This is a genomic window from Formosa sp. Hel3_A1_48 (assembly GCF_001735715.1).
Classification (GTDB): Bacteria; Bacteroidota; Bacteroidia; order Flavobacteriales; family Flavobacteriaceae; genus UBA3537.
This window is the reverse complement of sequence record NZ_CP017259.1, coordinates 1,748,618-1,764,785: the sequence shown is the minus strand read 5'-3', so window position 1 is coordinate 1,764,785 and position 16,168 is coordinate 1,748,618. Positions and strand designations below refer to the sequence as shown.

General features: G+C 37.4%; 14 protein-coding genes. 7 read left to right on the top strand and 7 right to left on the bottom strand.

What is annotated here, in order from left to right:
- Positions 1-11 precede the first annotated feature (11 nt).
- Together FORMA_RS07935 and FORMA_RS07930 are read left to right on the top strand one after the other, a co-directional pair.
- Positions 12-986, top strand: a complete 975-nt coding sequence (locus FORMA_RS07935) for a transporter (protein WP_069675157.1) — start codon at positions 12-14, stop codon at positions 984-986.
- 5 nt (positions 987-991) lie between these two features.
- Positions 992-2,107 carry a GTP cyclohydrolase gene (locus FORMA_RS07930; RefSeq protein WP_069675156.1) on the top strand — a complete coding sequence of 372 codons (1,116 nt, stop codon included), beginning with the start codon at positions 992-994 and terminating at the stop codon, positions 2,105-2,107.
- Positions 2,108-2,110: 3 nt separating this feature from the next.
- On the opposite strand, the gene FORMA_RS07925 is transcribed toward FORMA_RS07930, so the two are convergent.
- The 4 genes from FORMA_RS07925 to FORMA_RS07910 all read right to left on the bottom strand — a co-directional run bounded on the left by FORMA_RS07925 (position 2,111) and on the right by FORMA_RS07910 (position 7,771).
- Positions 2,111-3,370, bottom strand: coding sequence for an aminotransferase class I/II-fold pyridoxal phosphate-dependent enzyme (locus FORMA_RS07925; RefSeq protein ID WP_069675155.1), 1,260 nt, complete (start codon positions 3,368-3,370; stop codon positions 2,111-2,113).
- Positions 3,371-3,488: 118 nt separating this feature from the next.
- Positions 3,489-4,535, bottom strand: a complete 1,047-nt coding sequence (locus tag FORMA_RS07920; RefSeq protein ID WP_069675154.1) for a PLP-dependent cysteine synthase family protein — start codon at positions 4,533-4,535, stop codon at positions 3,489-3,491.
- Positions 4,536-4,577: 42 nt separating this feature from the next.
- Positions 4,578-6,638 (bottom strand): S9 family peptidase, encoded by a 2,061-nt coding sequence (locus FORMA_RS07915; RefSeq protein ID WP_069675486.1) that lies wholly within the window; start codon positions 6,636-6,638, stop codon positions 4,578-4,580.
- Between the two features lie 113 nt (positions 6,639-6,751).
- Complete coding sequence (locus FORMA_RS07910; protein WP_069675153.1) at positions 6,752-7,771, bottom strand: threonine aldolase family protein; 1,020 nt, start codon at positions 7,769-7,771, stop codon at positions 6,752-6,754.
- Positions 7,772-7,851: 80 nt separating this feature from the next.
- Here FORMA_RS07910 and prfB point away from each other — a divergent pair.
- Both prfB and arsC read left to right on the top strand, forming a co-directional pair.
- Positions 7,852-8,962, top strand: a protein-coding gene (prfB, locus tag FORMA_RS07905; protein WP_157506059.1) for a peptide chain release factor 2 whose coding sequence is annotated in 2 segments (ribosomal slippage) — positions 7,852-7,914 and positions 7,916-8,962 — 1,110 coding nt in all. Because the reading frame shifts where the segments join, the coding sequence is not laid out codon by codon here.
- Entirely contained in the window at positions 8,959-9,300 is a 342-nt protein-coding gene (gene arsC / locus FORMA_RS07900; RefSeq protein WP_069675151.1) for an arsenate reductase (glutaredoxin), read from the top strand. Before prfB ends, arsC begins: the two co-directional genes overlap by 4 nt.
- Before the next feature lie 50 nt (positions 9,301-9,350).
- Here the strand turns inward: arsC and FORMA_RS09340 are convergent, their stop codons facing one another.
- Positions 9,351-9,524 carry a hypothetical protein gene (locus FORMA_RS09340; RefSeq protein WP_197500755.1) on the bottom strand — a complete coding sequence of 58 codons (174 nt, stop codon included), beginning with the start codon at positions 9,522-9,524 and terminating at the stop codon, positions 9,351-9,353.
- 174 nt (positions 9,525-9,698) lie between these two features.
- Between FORMA_RS09340 and fumC the strand changes: the two genes are divergently transcribed.
- The 3 genes from fumC to FORMA_RS07885 are packed head-to-tail and all read left to right on the top strand — an operon-like array spanning position 9,699 to position 13,362.
- Positions 9,699-11,096: a class II fumarate hydratase gene (fumC, locus tag FORMA_RS07895; protein WP_069675150.1), complete on the top strand. Its 1,398-nt coding sequence runs from the start codon at positions 9,699-9,701 to the stop codon at positions 11,094-11,096.
- A 4-nt stretch (positions 11,097-11,100) separates the two neighbouring features.
- Entirely contained in the window at positions 11,101-12,339 is a 1,239-nt protein-coding gene (hutI, locus tag FORMA_RS07890) for an imidazolonepropionase (RefSeq protein ID WP_069675149.1), read from the top strand.
- A 9-nt stretch (positions 12,340-12,348) separates the two neighbouring features.
- Positions 12,349-13,362, top strand: a complete 1,014-nt coding sequence (locus FORMA_RS07885) for a formimidoylglutamase (RefSeq protein WP_069675148.1) — start codon at positions 12,349-12,351, stop codon at positions 13,360-13,362.
- A 4-nt stretch (positions 13,363-13,366) separates the two neighbouring features.
- Here FORMA_RS07885 and FORMA_RS07880 read toward each other — a convergent pair whose 3' ends face one another.
- Both FORMA_RS07880 and FORMA_RS07875 read right to left on the bottom strand, forming a co-directional pair.
- Positions 13,367-14,242, bottom strand: coding sequence for a sterol desaturase family protein (locus FORMA_RS07880; protein WP_069675147.1), 876 nt, complete (start codon positions 14,240-14,242; stop codon positions 13,367-13,369).
- Between the two features lies 1 nt (position 14,243).
- On the bottom strand, positions 14,244-16,148 hold the full coding sequence (locus tag FORMA_RS07875; RefSeq protein ID WP_231924983.1) for a dehydrogenase E1 component subunit alpha/beta: 1,905 nt from the start codon (positions 16,146-16,148) through the stop codon (positions 14,244-14,246).
- Positions 16,149-16,168: the final 20 nt, after the last annotated feature.

The window sequence follows — 16,168 nt, the reverse complement described above, 5'->3', positions numbered from 1 at the left end:
AGTATACACAAATGACACCAATATTTAAGGCTTTTCTAGTTTTCTTTATCTGTTTTACAACCTTAATTCAAGCGCAATACACCGATGTCATTAACTCCAACCGCCCTGGAGCTTCACAAACTGCATTTTCAGTGGGAAAAAAAGTACTTCAGTTTGAATTAGGCCCATTCATTTCAAATGAAAAAAGATCACCCTACCCATCTTATAAAGCCAAAGGTTTTGGAGTTGATTTTGCTGCACACTATGGCTTTTTGAAAGAAGCTTTGGAAGTCAATATTCAAGGGACTTACCAAAGTGAAACACAAACCTACAATTTTGCTGTGCCCGTGGAAAATAAAAGAGCTAATTTCAGGTATTTAAATTTGGGGGCTAAATATTTAATTTACGACCCTAATAAGAATAAAGAAGAAAAAATTAACGTCTATAGTTATCACGCTAATCGAGGTTTTAAATGGAAGCAACTCATACCTGCGGTAGCAGTTTCAGCTGGAGTTAATTTCGATACAAAAAGCAACCCGTACGTAGCTGATGGAGTTGAAGGATTAAGTTACCGGGCAGCACTGATTACTCAAAATAATTTTTATGGAGGCTGGGTGTTTGTGACCAATCTAATGATGGACCGTATAAGTTCAAATCAACAAGATTTACACTACATTCTAACACTAACACACTCATTCAATCCGAAATGGGTTGTATTTGCAGAAACTCAAGGTATAAAAAGCGACTTTTACGCAGATAATTTACTGCGCTTTGGTGGTGGTTATCTTTTTAACAAAGACCTTCAACTTGATACTGCACTAACTCTGAATTTTAAAGATACACCTTCTATTTTTGGAGTAAATTTTGGGGTTTCTTATCGAATCGATCGCCATGAAGATCAGCTAAAAATCAAAAATAAATCTTCAGGAAAAAAGAAAAGAAAAAGGAAATCACGCTCAAAAAGAAATTCCAAAAAAAAGAAAGTTGAAAATTTTGATGAAGGATAGATTATATGCTTAGTGTAAAAGAAGTGAGCACAAAGAAAGGGGTACGTAATTTCGTGAAATTTCCTTTTAAATTATACAAACAATCTCCGTATTGGGTACCGCCCATTATTTCGGAAGAAATGAAGATTTTTGATGAAGCAACAAACCCAATTCTAAAAGATGCAGAGCTAAAATTATTTTTAGCATACAGAGGTTCAAAAGTCGTGGGACGTATAGCAGCTATTATCAATTGGATTGAAGTCAATACACAAAACACTCGAAAAATGCGGTTTGGTTGGTTTGATTTTATTGATGATTTGGAAGTTAGTAGAGCCTTACTGGCCAAAGTCACAGAAATAGGCAAACAACAAAACTTAGCCTTTATAGAAGGCCCTGTAGGGTTCTCAAATTTAGATAAAGTTGGGGTTTTAACCTATGGCTTTGACCACATTGGCACCATGGTTTCTTGGTACAATCACCCCTATTATAAAACACACTTGGAAGCCTTGGAATTTAAGGTTGAAAAAGAATATTTCGAACACAAACATGCTTTTAAAGATATTAGAATTGAGAATTATAACAGGCTGGAGTCTGTTATTAAGAAACGTTATGGCTTAAAAGAACTTAATTTTAAGAAAACTCAAGACATGATGCAATATGCAGATCAAATGTTTGATTTGTTCAATGAGAGCTATTCGGAGTTGTCTTCATTTGTGAAAATTACAGATATTCAAAAGGACTTTATGAAAAAGAAGTTTTTGAATTTTATTGCACCGGAATATATCAAATTCGTCGTCAATACAGACGAAAAATTGGTAGGGTTTGCTGTTGTGATGCCTTCGTTTGCAGAAGCACTTCAAAAAATGAAAGGAAAACTAATCCCTTTTGGACTGTTTCATTTAATCAAAGCACAAAAATCTAAATCAGTAAATTTTCTTTTAATAGGAATACACCCTGAATATCAAAACAAGGGTGTTCACGCAATTTTATTTAGTGAATACCACAGATCATTTAAAACTAAAGGGATTACAGAATGTAGAAGAACACCAGAGTTGTCTGATAACAAAGCGATTCAAAAACTATGGAGAGAATTTAATCCGCAATTGATTAAAAAGCGCTGTACATACAAAAAAGTCTTATAGAAATTACTCTCCCATTGCTGCAGAAACAGCTGCCGAAAGGCGCTTATATAGACCTGAATTTAAGCGTTCTCTAATACTTGAAAACGCTTGCAAAGTTTCCTCAACATCTTCCAACGTATGCATTGAGGTAGGGATTAAACGCAGTAAAATTAAACCTTTTGGAATTACGGGGTACACTACAATTGAGCAAAATATCCCATGATTTTCACGTAAATCTTTAACCAATGCCATAGCTTCGGGAATGCTTCCTTTCAGATAGACAGGTGTAACACAACTTTGAGTAGTTCCTAAATCGAAACCACGAGCTCTTAGACCTGATTGCAAAGCATTTACAATCTTCCAAAGGTTTTGTTTAAGTTCAGGCATGGTTCTAATCATGTCTAAACGTTTTAAGGCCCCTTTTACAAGTTGCATTTGCAAAGATTTTGCGAACATTTGAGAACGCAAATTGTATTTTAAATAATCTATAATTTCTTTATCCGCTGCTATGAAAGCTCCTGTACTCGCCATAGACTTAGCAAATGTTGCAAAATACACATCAATATCGTCTTGCACACCCTGTTCTTCTCCTGCGCCTGCGCCAGTTGCACCGAGAGTACCAAACCCATGAGCATCATCCACTAAAAAGCGAAAGTTATATTTATTTTTTAAAGCCGCAATCTCTTTCAGTTTTCCCTGCTCACCACGCATACCAAAAACCCCTTCTGAGATCACGAGGATACCACCACCAGTTTGCTCAGCCATCTTAGTAGCGCGTTCTAGGTTTTTTTCTAAACTTTCAATATCATTGTGTTTGTAGGTAAAGCGTTTTCCCATATGTAAACGCACACCGTCAATAATACATGCATGAGCATCAACATCATATACAATGACGTCATCTTTTCCTACCAGAGCATCAATTGTGGACATTATGCCTTGATAGCCAAAGTTTAAAACATAAGCAGCTTCTTTATTTACAAAAGCAGCCAATTCTTGCTGCAATTGCTCGTGAAGCGAAGTATGACCAGACATCATTCGCGCACCCATTGGGTATGCTGAACCATATTCATTAGAAGCTGAAGCATCTACCTTACGAACCTCGGGGTGATTGGCTAGTCCTAAATAATCATTTATACTCCAAGTAATGACATCTTTGCCTTGAAATTTCATTCGGTTTGAAATTTGACCTTCGAGTTTCGGAAATACAAAATACCCCTCCGCCTGACTTGCCCACTTACCTAACGGTCCTTTATCCTTGTAGATTTTCTCAAATAAGTCTCTCATTTATGTTTTTTTGTTGGATTATTTTTCAAAATTATGCAATAATATATACAAAACATAATGATTTTTAAAAATATAATGCCAAGAAAAATAATAAAAAAAGAAGACTTAGTAAATTGTATTATTTTACAATCTCTATGGCTTTGGCTGAGAGTTTGAGTTTCTTATCCATAAAGCCTTGATCTTCCATCCATTGATCGTTAAAAACCTTACTCATGTAGCGCGATCCGTGGTCTGGAAAAATCAGTACAATCATATCAGAATCTTTGAATAGGTATTGTTCTTGAAGTAATTTTACTGCTTGAACTACTGCTCCGGATGTGTAGCCGCCAAAAATGCCTTCGGTTTGTGCTAATTCTCTAGCCGCATGCGCGCTATCTTCGTCAGTAACTTTGATGAATTCGTCAATGACATCAAAATCTGTTGCTGTTGGAATCAAATTTTTACCTAAACCTTCAATACGGTAAGGATATATTTCATTTGAATCAAATTCCCGTGTTTCGTGGTATTTCTTTAGAACAGAACCATATGCATCTACACCAATTACTTTGATTTCTGGGTTCTGTGATTTAAGAAACTGAGCTGTACCAGAGATGGTTCCTCCTGTTCCGCTACAAGCCACCAAGTGTGTGATTTTACCTGCGGTTTGGTTCCATATTTCTGGACCTGTTGTTTTGAAATGAGCTTCTGTATTTAAAGCATTAAAGTATTGATTTATGTAAACTGATCCTTTAATTTCTTTGTGAATACGTTTGGCCACTTCATAATACGAACGAGGATCGTCTGCCTTTACATTTGCAGGACAGACGTAAACCTTTGCTCCCATGCTTTTTAGCATATCTATTTTATCTAGCGAAGATTTTGAGCTAACCGCCAAAACACAGTCATATCCCTTTATCATGCTCACCATTGCAATACTGAACCCCGTATTTCCTGAAGTCGTCTCAATAATTGTATCCCCTGGCTTTAAAATACCTTTTTTTTCGGCTTGCTCAATGATATGTAGAGCAATGCGGTCTTTGGAAGAATGACCAGGGTTAAATGCCTCTAACTTCGCAATGTAAGTCCCTGGAAAAGTTTTTGTTATAGTATTGAGTTTTACTAGCGGTGTATCGCCAACTAGCTCTAAAATATTATCAAAAATTTTTGGTTGATGCTCTAAAGACATGTGATTGGTTTGGTCAACAAAAATAAGAATTTTTTTAAACTTCTATTTACTGATGGCTTCAAGGTCCAATAAAAAAGCATACTCTGAGGCAACTTCCTTGAGTGCTTCAAAGCGTCCTGACGAACCTCCATGTCCAGCATCCATATTGGTTTTCAAAAACAGATCGGAAGTATTATTGGATTGAAGTCGTAATCTTGCGACCCACTTTGCAGGTTCCCAATATTGGACCTGTGAGTCATGTAATCCAGCTGTAATTAATAAATTTGGATATTGTTGGTTTTTGATGTTGTCGTAGGGCGAATACGATTTCATGTAATCGTAATATATTTTTTCATTTGGATTGCCCCATTCATCATATTCTCCTGTAGTAAGAGGAATACTGTCATCCAACATGGTAGTAATAACATCAACAAAAGGAACAGCAGCTACAACTCCGTTGTATTGCTCTGGTGCCCTATTGATCACAGCACCCATGAGCAAACCTCCTGCACTTCCACCCATAGCATAGTGGTGCTTTGCGGATGTGTATTCTTGTGCAATTAAATATTTTGAGCAATCAATGAAATCTGTAAACGTATTTTTCTTTTTTAATAGTTTCCCGTCCTCGTACCACTGACGACCAAGGTACTGACCCCCTCGAATATGGGCAATTGCGTAGATAAAACCACGATCTAACAAACTTAAACGAACAGTTGAAAAGTAAGGATCTATTGTTGCACCATAAGAGCCATAGGCGTACAAAAGCAAAGGTTTTTGAGAACTTTTAGGAGTGTCTTTATGCCTTACCAATGAAATAGGAATTTTAGTTCCATCTTTTGCAGTAGCCCAAACACGTTCAGAAACGTAATTTTCTTTTTTGAACTTACCTCCTAAAACCTCTTGCTCTTTTTTTATTGTTTTTTCTCTTGTTGCCATGTTGAAATCTATAACTGAAGAAGGGGTAGTCATAGATTGGTATCCGTAGCGAAGGATGTGGGTGTCAAAGTCAATGTTTGTGGTGGTGTATGCCGTGTAGGTTTCACTAGTAAAGGGCAAATAATAGCTATCGGACCCATCCCAACGATTGATCTTAATTTGATTTAGACCATTTTTCCGCTCTGAAACAACCAAATAGTCCTTGAAGATATCAATTCCCTCCAACAAAACATCAGATCTATGCGGTATGACATCTTTCCAAAATCTTTTCTCTGTATGCTTTTCAGTTGTCTTTGATAATTTAAAATTTTGAGCATCATCTGCATTAGAGAGCACATAAAAGTAATCTCCGTAATGAGAAATTGAGTATTCTAAGCCACGTGTTCGAGCTTGAAAAACTTTAAAGCTGCCATCAGGCGTATTGGCATCCAAAATTTGATATTCAGTTGTAAGCGTACTGTAGCTAGATATAACCAAGTACTTTTTTGATTTTGTCTTGTAAACTCCTACACCAAACGTATCGTCTTTTTCTTCAAAAACAAGAACGTCTTCAGATGAAGATGTTCCAAGTTTATGTCTATAAACAGCCTCTGATCGTAAAGTAGTTTCATTTTTTAATGTGTAAAATAAGGTTTGATTGTCATTGGCCCAAGTACTGCCCCCTGTACAATTATCTACTTTATCCTCTAAAATTTTATCAGATTTCAGGTCTTTAATGTACAATGTGTATTGTCTACGCCCTATGGTATCTAATGCAAATGCTGCACGCTCATTATCAGGGCTTATATTAAGCCCAACGAGCCTAAAATAAGAATGCCCTTTAGCCATTTTATTGCAATCAAACAACAGCTCCTCTTTAGCTGTCAAAGATTCTTTTTTTCGGGTGTAAATCGGATAATCTTTACCTTTCTCATACCTTGTGATGTACCAATAGCCATTAAACTTGTAGGGCACTGAAGAATCGTCTTCTTTAATTCTTGATTTCATTTCTTCGAACAATGAGTTTTGAAAATCCTTAGTGTGGGCTGTTTTGGCGTCGTAATAGTTATTTTCGTCATTAAGATAATCTATAACTTCTTGATTTTCACGATCTTTTAACCAGTAAAACTCATCTAAGCGAATGTCGTTGTGCTTGGATAATTCTTTAGAAATTTGCTTTGTTATTGGCGCTTGAATAGTATTTGACATAGTGTTTTTACTTGTATCTTGTTTACAAGAAAGAATTAGAAAAAATATACAAAATGAATGAAAAAAAGTTCTCATAACGAATGGATTTAAGGACTGTAAATGTAGACAAAAAACTAAATACCAATCAAGGTTTCGTGTAGTTTTTCATGCATCTGATCCGTGTAATCCATATGAGTTACCATTCGTAATTTACCACTGCCCATGTTACTCAAAAGAATACCTTTAGATTGGAGGGAATCAATAAAATAGGCTGAATCGACAGCAGAATCTAATTCAAAAATTACAATATTGGTTTCAATTGGCTGAACCTTAGCGACATAACTTGTGCTTTGAAGGACTTGACCTATAGCTTTAGCTTTAGCATGATCTTCGGACAATCGTTCCCTGTTATGGTCAAGAGCATACAGGCCCGCGGCTGCTAAAACTCCTACTTGACGCATACCGCCACCCAACATTTTACGCACCCTTATTGCTTTTTCCATAAGCGCTTCATCTCCAACTAACACTGATCCTACAGGACAGCCTAAACCTTTACTTAAACAAACCGAAATTGTATCAAAAACAGCCCCATACTGTTCAGGTTTCTCATTCGTAACTTCAAGCGCATTCCAAAGTCGAGCACCATCTAGATGCAGCCCCAAATGATGAGCATCACAGACCGATCTAATCTTACTAATTTCTTTAAAATCCCAACAAGCACCACCTCCTTTATTGGTTGTATTTTCCAAAGCAACCAAAGAAGTCAATGGGCTGTGGTAAAAATCAGGAGGGTTGATAGCAGCTGTAACTTGCTCAGCAGTAATCATTCCTCTATGACCATCTATTAATTTACATGATACTCCACTGTTGAAGGAAGCACCGCCACCTTCATAATTATAAATATGTGCATATTGATCACAAATCACTTGTTCCCCAGGCTGTGTATGCAGTTTTATAGCTGCTTGATTAGCCATTGTACCTGTTGGAAAAAAAAGTGCCTTTGGCTTATTAAACATAATAGCAAGACGCTTTTCTAGCGCATTTACTGTGGGGTCTTCTCCATAAACGTCATCACCTAATGGCGCACTAGCCATCGCCTTCATCATACCGCTTGATGGTTTTGTTACTGTATCACTCCGTAAATCAATATGCATAAAAAAAATTTGAAGGTAAAACTACATATTATTTTCTTTCTGTGCTATAAATTCTATTTTTGTAAAACGAATATTTATGTATGATAACACACGATCACATCAAAGATCTTATAGATCGCCTGGGCGCGTTAAGGAGGTATCTTTGACTTAGATGCCAAACGCATCGAAATCCAAAACGAGGAAGAAAAAACTTATGCCCCTGAGTTTTGGAATGACTCAAAAACTGCTGAGCAGATCATGAAATCCATCCGCGTTAATAAAAAATGGGTGAATGATTTTGAAGAAGCCCAAACTCATACAGACGAACTTCAAGTCTTTTATGACTTTTTCAAGGAAGGAGATGTTTCTGAAAATGAGGTGCAAACTCAGTATGAAACTGCCCAGCAAATCATTGAGGATTTAGAATTTAAGAATATGCTTTCCGAAGAGGGAGACGGATTGAGTGCGGTACTTCAAATCACAGCAGGAGCTGGAGGGACAGAAAGTTGTGATTGGGCCAGTATGCTGATGCGGATGTACGTAATGTATGCCGAAAAACAAGGATTTAAAATTAAAGAGCTAAATCTTCAAGATGGAGACGTCGCGGGAATAAAAACCGTAACACTACAAATTGAAGGTGATTTTGCTTTTGGGTGGTTAAAAGGCGAAAATGGAGTACATCGATTGGTGCGTATCTCCCCTTTTGACAGCAACGCAAAGCGCCATACAAGTTTTGCGTCTGTTTATGTGTACCCTTTGGTTGATGACAGTATAGAAATTGATATCAACCCTGCTGATATTGAAATTACCACAGCGCGCTCAAGTGGAGCTGGAGGGCAAAATGTAAATAAAGTTGAAACCAAAGTGCAACTCACGCACAAACCCACAGGAATACAAATTTCTTGTTCTGAAACTCGATCCCAACACGACAACCGTGCTAGAGCACTACAAATGCTAAAGTCGCAACTGTACGAAATCGAACTCAAAAAACAAATGGCACAACGTGAAAACATCGAAGCTGGAAAAATGAAAATTGAATGGGGAAGTCAAATTCGAAACTATGTACTGCACCCCTACAAACTAGTAAAAGATGTACGTACCACTCACGAAACAGGCAATGTGGATGCCGTAATGAACGGTGAGCTCATGCCCTTTTTAAAATCCTACCTTATGATGATGGGGCAAAATGACGAAACACCACAAACACTATGATTAAAATATACCACAACAACCGGTGCAGTAAATCCCGATTGGGGGTAAAAGCACTTGAAAATTCTGGAAAAGAGTTTAAAATTATCAAATATTTAGACGCAACTTTATCTATTGATGAACTCAAAGCTGTTATTGAAAAACTAGGCATACCGCCATTGGAACTGGTACGGCAAAATGAAACCATTTGGAAGTCAAATTTTAAAGGAAAAAATCTTTCTGACGCAGAGCTTATACAAGCGATGGTAGACCATCCAAAACTTATAGAGCGCCCTATTGTGGTGTATGGCAATAAAGCCGTAATTGGTCGTCCCACAGAACGAATCTTAGATATTTTGTAAAAAAAAATCCAAGCATTGTTGCTTGGATTTGTGTTTTATAAGAGGTTGAATTATTCATTCAATTTTGCTTTTTTTGCAGCGCGTTTTTCCTTGAAACTTTCAATTGCTGAACCAAAAACCCAATAAGGAATGGCAAAAGTCAACAAAAATATCATGAGCCAAAACCCAATGGTTAAGATACTCATGAATGCTAAAAATCCTAAATATTGATCAAATTCAAACATAATATCGTTTTGTATGCTGCAAATATACTGTAAGATTTAATGTTTTACAATGTAAATTTTTAAAATTATTAACACTTAATACACATCCCCATTGTAATTCAAGGATTTGCTTAAAAATTTAGCTCTTTTTACTTCAAAATAAATTAAATTTGTAATACACCATTCGCAATTGTAATGAAGTATAGAATTGAAAAAGATACAATGGGAGCTGTCAACGTTCCCGCAGATAAACTATGGGGTGCACAAACAGAGCGCTCAAGAAATAATTTCAAAATTGGCCCTTCTGGTTCAATGCCAATAGAGTTGGTATACGGATTTGCCTATCTAAAAAAGGCCGCTGCATACACCAATTGTGATCTTGGAACTTTATCTTCTGAAAAACGCGATTTGATTGCTAAAGCTTGTGACGAAATTTTGGAAGGCAAACACGACGATCAATTTCCATTGGTTATTTGGCAAACAGGGTCTGGCACACAAAGCAATATGAATGTAAACGAAGTTATCGCTAATAGAGCACACCAATTGGCTGGGAAAACAATTGGAGAGGGCGAAAAAACGATTCAACCCAATGACGATGTAAACAAATCGCAATCGTCTAACGATACGTTCCCAACCGGAATGCATATTGCGGGTTACAAAAAAATCATAGAAGTAACAATACCTGGTGTAGAGCAACTTCGAAATACACTACGCCAAAAATCTGAAGATTTTAAAAACGTTGTAAAAATTGGACGAACTCACCTTATGGATGCAACACCGCTAACACTTGGACAAGAATTTTCAGGCTATGTTTCTCAGCTAGACCATGGTCTTAAGGCTCTGAAAAATACCTTGGAGCACCTAAGCGAATTGGCTCTTGGGGGAACAGCAGTAGGGACTGGCCTTAATACGCCCAAAGGTTATGATGTAATGGTCGCAAAATATATTGCAAAATTTACAGGACTCCCATTTATTACAGCTAAGAATAAGTTTGAAGCTTTAGCAGCACATGATGCTGTAGTGGAAAGCCATGGTGCATTAAAACAATTGGCGGTTTCACTCAATAAAATTGCAAATGATATACGTTTGATGGCTTCTGGTCCTCGCTCCGGGATTGGAGAAATAACCATTCCTGCAAACGAGCCTGGAAGTTCAATAATGCCAGGAAAAGTAAACCCTACTCAATGCGAGGCACTAACCATGGTTTGTGCTCAAGTTATGGGCAATGATATGGCTATTGCTGTGGGCGGCGCACAAGGCCACTACGAATTGAATGTTTTCAAACCGATGATGGCTGCCAATCTTCTACAATCTGCACAACTCATAGGAGATGCTTGCGCGAGTTTTGAACTACACTGTGCATCAGGAATTGAACCCAACCATAAAGTGATCAAAAGATTGCTCAACAACTCATTGATGTTAGTAACAGCTTTGAATACCAAAATCGGGTATTATAAAGCAGCTGAAATAGCTAATACAGCGCACGAGAATGGCACTACGCTTCGCGAGGAAGCCATTAATTTAGGCTATGTCACCGCCGAAGAATACGATGCTTGGGTAAAGCCCGAAGACATGACAGGCAGCTTTAACTAAAACGATGCGCACTGTTTTTATCAATATTCGAGAATTGCTTCAAGTCCGCCCCCAAGGACAAAAAAGCGTAGCTGGTGATGCGATGAAAACCCTACCGAAAATCAACAATGCTTTTTTGATTGTACAAAACGATTGTATATCAGATTTTGGCTCAATGACAAATTTTAGAGCTCAAAATGGTGATGAAATCATTGATGCAACCGACCGATTGATATTACCGTGTTGGTGCGATAGTCATTCTCATGTAGTGTATGCCGGAAATCGCAGTCAAGAGTTTGTAGATCGCATTAATGGATTGAGTTACGAAGAGATTGCAAAACGTGGTGGAGGTATTTTAAACTCTGCTAAAACCCTTCAAAACACTTCTGAAGATGATCTTTTTGAACAGTCTATTGATCGAATTGAAAAGCTAATCCGCTTAGGTACAGGCGCGCTAGAAATCAAATCTGGCTACGGATTGACTACGGATGCTGAATTGAAAATGTTACGCGTCATTCGAAGCATTAAACATCATTCAGAGTTAAAAATAAAGTCAACTTTTTTAGGTGCACATGCTGTTCCTGAACAATACAAAACCAACAAAGTAGCTTATGTTGATTTAATAATCAATGAAATGCTGCCTAAAATTAGTCAAGAAAATTTAACAGATTTTATCGATGTTTTTTGTGAAAAAGGATACTTCGATCTAGTAGACACAAAACGTATTTTAACGGCAGCTAAGAATTACAATCTAAAATCAAAAATCCACGTTAATCAATTTAATACATTTGGAGGTGTAAAGCTTGCAGTTGATTTCAATGCCTTGACTGTAGATCATTTGGAGCAACTTGAGGATAAAGACATTGTAGCGCTTAAAAACTCCGAAACAATGCCTGTTGCTTTACCAGGCTGTTCATTTTTCTTGGGCATCCCCTACACCCCTGCGCGAGAACTTATAAACGCTGGGCTCCCCCTAGCATTAGCTAGTGATTACAACCCTGGCTCTTCACCTAGTGGAAACATGAATTTTGTAGTAAGTTTAGCTTGTATTAAAATGAATATGACGCCTGAAGAAGCCATCAACGCAGCCAGTATTAATGGAGCTTATGCGATGGGAATTTCAGAACAGTACGGTAGTATAACTAGGGGTAAGAAAGCTAATCTGATTCTAACTAAAAAGATGCGATCCTACAATCAAATTCCTTACGAATTTGGCAATAACCCAGTACACAATGTAATGCTCAATGGTCAATTTATTGAATAAATTATAACAATGGATTATTTCAACCCTTTAACGGAAAAGAAAGCACAAAAACTAGTTCAGAAACGAAAAGGAGAAGCTAAGTTTTTTGAGAATATTTCCTTTAGAAATCCAAAACAAACCATTGAAGAACAGCTAAATAAATCAAAAACTGAGTTTGTTTTATTTGGTATTTCTGAAGATATTGGTGTGCGTGCAAACTTCGGTAAATGCGGTACAAAAAAGGCATGGAATGTCGTTCTAAACAGCCTTTTAAATATACAGTCAAATCGATTTACAAATCCCGCTAAACTTCTCATTTTAGGCCATTTTAATTTTGATGAAATAGACCAAAAATCAAAAGATCAAAAAGATATCAAAAAGCTTCAGAAAAAAGTCAATATCATTGATGCAGAGGTTACTAACTTAGTGCATTTAATAAAAAAGAAAGGAAAAATTCCTATTGCAATTGGCGGTGGACATAACAACGCGTATGGGATGATTAAAGGGTGTGCATTGGCTTTAAAATCCAAAATGAATGCCATCAATTTTGATGCTCATACTGATTTCCGAGCATTGGAAGGCCGACATAGTGGTAACGGCTTCAGCTACGCTATGGATGAAGGGTTTTTGGAACGTTATTTTATTTTCGGAATGCATGAAAATTACACCTCTGAATCTATTTATAAAACAATTGACAACAACAAAAACATAGCATTTGTTTCATTTGAACAAATACATGTCCGAAAGGAAATTTCTGTTGAAAAGGCATTGGAAAAAGGATATAAGTTTATTAGTATAGACCCCTACGGCGTAGAAATCGACTGTGATGCTATAGCCCATTGCCCAAGCAGCGCCATGAGCCCTACTGGATTTAGCACTACAGAAGCACGGCAATTTGTATTCAAATTGGCTAAAAATACGAAAGCTACTTACTTACATATTTGTGAGGCCGCACCAAAATTAAAGCCGAAAAAAAGAGATTATAATGTAGGGAAATTAATTTCAGCTTTAATTATGGATTTTATAAGCGCAAACCGCAAATAATCCATCAATCGTCTTTGCGAAACCCGTACCTCAACTGCCCCCAAAAGCTCTTTGGCATTTTGGCGTCGTCATTGTAGCCAAGACGAAGGTTTTTATCGGGTTTTGGGACATAATTAGTTTTAAAAATAAAATCCCAAAGGCTTAAGCTGATGGCAAAATTTGCACCGTTTTTAAACGATTCAGGAAGGGAATAAGCGTGGTGGTACAAGTGCATAATGGGATTATTCAGAATATATTTTAATGGCCCATAATCCAGCTTTAGGTTGGCGTGATTTAGATGACCAATGGCAATTGCCAAAAAATGAACTACATAAGCTTGCTCAGGTTGAAAGCCACCTAAAAGCATAAGTGCTAAAACTTTAAGGGGTTTGTACAAAATATTTTCCATCCAATGGTAGCGCAAATGCGCAGCAAAACCCATTTCTTTGACAGAGTGATGAACTTTGTGAAATTTCCACAAAAAGTCATAACGGTGCAAAAGCGTATGCGTAAACCATTGAACAAAATCCAAAACCACAAAAAATAAAAGCAGTTGAACTACTGGTTGGAAATCGGATAAATCAATAATGGAAAGACTAGTCATTTTTAATGCGAGGACGTCAGTGGAAAACTTAGAAATACATTTGTAAAACCCACTAATGAAGACAGTAAAAATGAAGAAATTAAAAAACATATAAAATCCGTCTAGCCAAAAATCTTTTCGAAAAATTTTCTGTCCTTTGCGCCATGGGAACATAATTTCTAAAGCAAATACAGCGATTGAAATCACAATTAACCCCCAGAAATAATTACGCTGCCATGGTACGTCAAAAATGATGGAGCGCCATGTCCATTTTACAGTGCCTAAAAAAGCATCGATAAAGAGTTGAATATAATCCATTTTAATATTCCAAAAGCGATTTGAGGGAAGTCTCAAAAGTTCGCTTCGCAAGATACTGCTGTTCGAGCGAATTTGCAAACGGTATAGGAGTATCCAAACTCCCTACACGTTGTACCGCTGCATCAAGATACTCGAAAGCATTTTCCATAATGTAAGCCGATAAATCGCTAGCTATTCCGCCAAAGAGAGAATCTTCTTGTAAGATAATAACTCTGTTTGTTTTTTTAACAGAGTTCAGAATACTGTCATAATCCAAAGGTTGAAGTGAACGTAGATCAATTAAATCTGCAGAAATATCAGGGTTATTTTCCAAAGTTTCAATCGCCCAATGTACAGCTGCACCATATGAAATTACAGTAACAGCACTTCCCGTTCTTATCAGTGCTGCTTTGCCTATTGGTAAGTTGTAGTATTCTGTAGGCACCTCTTGTCTCAGACTGCGGTAAAGCGCTTTATGTTCGAAAAATAAAACCGGATTAGGATCTTCGATTGCGGTCGCTAAAAGCCCCTTCGCATCTACTGGAAAAGCCGGATATATCACCTTCAGACCTGGGGTTTTTGTAAACCAAGCTTCATTGGTTTGTGAGTGAAACGGCCCAGCACCAACTCCAGCACCACATGGCATACGCAAAACAATATTAGCTTCTTGACCCCAACGATAGTGCGATTTGGCTAAATAATTGACCACAGGATTAAAACCTGAGCTAACAAAATCGGCAAATTGCAATTCAACTACAGATTTAATTCCCGCAATAGAAAGCCCCATAGCTGTTTCAATAACAGCAGATTCGCAAATGGGTGTATTACGAACACGCTCTTTTCCAAATTGTTCTAAAAACCCGTCTGTGATTTTAAAAACTCCGCCATACTCAGCAACATCCTGGCCCATGATGACCAAATCTTCATGGCGTTCCATGGCTTGTTTTAGACCTTGAGAAATAGCATCTACAAAACGAATTTCACTAGTATTAGACTTAGGACTAACTTGCTGATAATCATAATTTTTATACACATCACCTAGTTCAGTACTTAAACTAGCTATTATCTGCTCTTCTGCAAAAGCTGACTGCAATCCCTCTTGGATTTCATTAGAAATTTTTAATTTTTCAGCTTGTATCTTATTCTCTGTTAGGATTTTTTGTTTGCATAAAAATGCTTCAAAATTGGAAATAGGATCCTTATCTTCCCATACACTCATTAGATCTTGAGGGACATATTTTGTACCACTAGCCTCTTCATGTCCACGGCGACGAAACGTTTTAAATTCAATAAGAACTGGTCGAGGGTTTTTACGAACGCTTTTGGCAATTTTATTCACTTTTGAATAAACTTCCAAAACATTATTGCCTTCAACAATGTGCGCCTCCATTCCATAGGCCTTACCACGGTCTGCTATGTGCGTACAGTTGTATTGCTCAGATGTAGGCGTCGACAATCCGTAGCCATTATTTTCAATACAGAACAGCACTGGCAAATTCCACACAGAAGCAACATTTAGCGCCTCGTGAAAATCTCCTTCACTAGTCCCGCCTTCACCTGAAAAAACAGCTGTTAATTTTGCTTCCTTTTTTAGTAGATGAGATAGCGCAATACCGTCGGCTACACCCAGTTGAGGCCCCAAATGCGATATCATGCCCACAATTTTGTAGTCTTGCGTGCCAAAATGAAACGAGCGATCACGTCCTTTTGTGAAACCACTGGCTTTGCCTTGCCACTGGGCAAAAAGTCTATGTAATGGAATCAATCTTGTAGTAAAAACACCTAGATTTCGGTGCATCGGCAAAATATACTCGTCATTTTGAAGAGCCATAGTCACACCAACTGAAATCGCTTCTTGGCCTATACCAGAAAACCATTTTGAAATTTTTCCTTGACGCAAAAGAATCAGCATTTTTTCTTCTATCATACGCGATTTGAGCATATTGA

What these genes read in the sequence shown, in the direction of transcription:
- FORMA_RS07935 (WP_069675157.1), top strand. Translation starts at nt 12, where the DNA reads ATGACACCAATATTTAAGGCTTTTCTAGTTTTCTTTATCTGTTTTACA.
- FORMA_RS07930 (WP_069675156.1), top strand. Translation starts at nt 992, where the DNA reads ATGCTTAGTGTAAAAGAAGTGAGCACAAAGAAAGGGGTACGTAATTTC.
- FORMA_RS07925 (WP_069675155.1), bottom strand. Translation starts at nt 3,370, where the DNA reads ATGAGAGACTTATTTGAGAAAATCTACAAGGATAAAGGACCGTTAGGT.
- FORMA_RS07920 (WP_069675154.1), bottom strand. Translation starts at nt 4,535, where the DNA reads ATGTCTTTAGAGCATCAACCAAAAATTTTTGATAATATTTTAGAGCTA.
- FORMA_RS07915 (WP_069675486.1), bottom strand. Translation starts at nt 6,638, where the DNA reads ATGTCAAATACTATTCAAGCGCCAATAACAAAGCAAATTTCTAAAGAA.
- FORMA_RS07910 (WP_069675153.1), bottom strand. Translation starts at nt 7,771, where the DNA reads ATGCATATTGATTTACGGAGTGATACAGTAACAAAACCATCAAGCGGT.
- arsC (WP_069675151.1), top strand. Translation starts at nt 8,959, where the DNA reads ATGATTAAAATATACCACAACAACCGGTGCAGTAAATCCCGATTGGGG.
- FORMA_RS09340 (WP_197500755.1), bottom strand. Translation starts at nt 9,524, where the DNA reads ATGTTTGAATTTGATCAATATTTAGGATTTTTAGCATTCATGAGTATC.
- fumC (WP_069675150.1), top strand. Translation starts at nt 9,699, where the DNA reads ATGAAGTATAGAATTGAAAAAGATACAATGGGAGCTGTCAACGTTCCC.
- hutI (WP_069675149.1), top strand. Translation starts at nt 11,101, where the DNA reads ATGCGCACTGTTTTTATCAATATTCGAGAATTGCTTCAAGTCCGCCCC.
- FORMA_RS07885 (WP_069675148.1), top strand. Translation starts at nt 12,349, where the DNA reads ATGGATTATTTCAACCCTTTAACGGAAAAGAAAGCACAAAAACTAGTT.
- FORMA_RS07880 (WP_069675147.1), bottom strand. Translation starts at nt 14,242, where the DNA reads ATGGATTATATTCAACTCTTTATCGATGCTTTTTTAGGCACTGTAAAA.
- FORMA_RS07875 (WP_231924983.1), bottom strand. Translation starts at nt 16,148, where the DNA reads ATGATAGAAGAAAAAATGCTGATTCTTTTGCGTCAAGGAAAAATTTCA.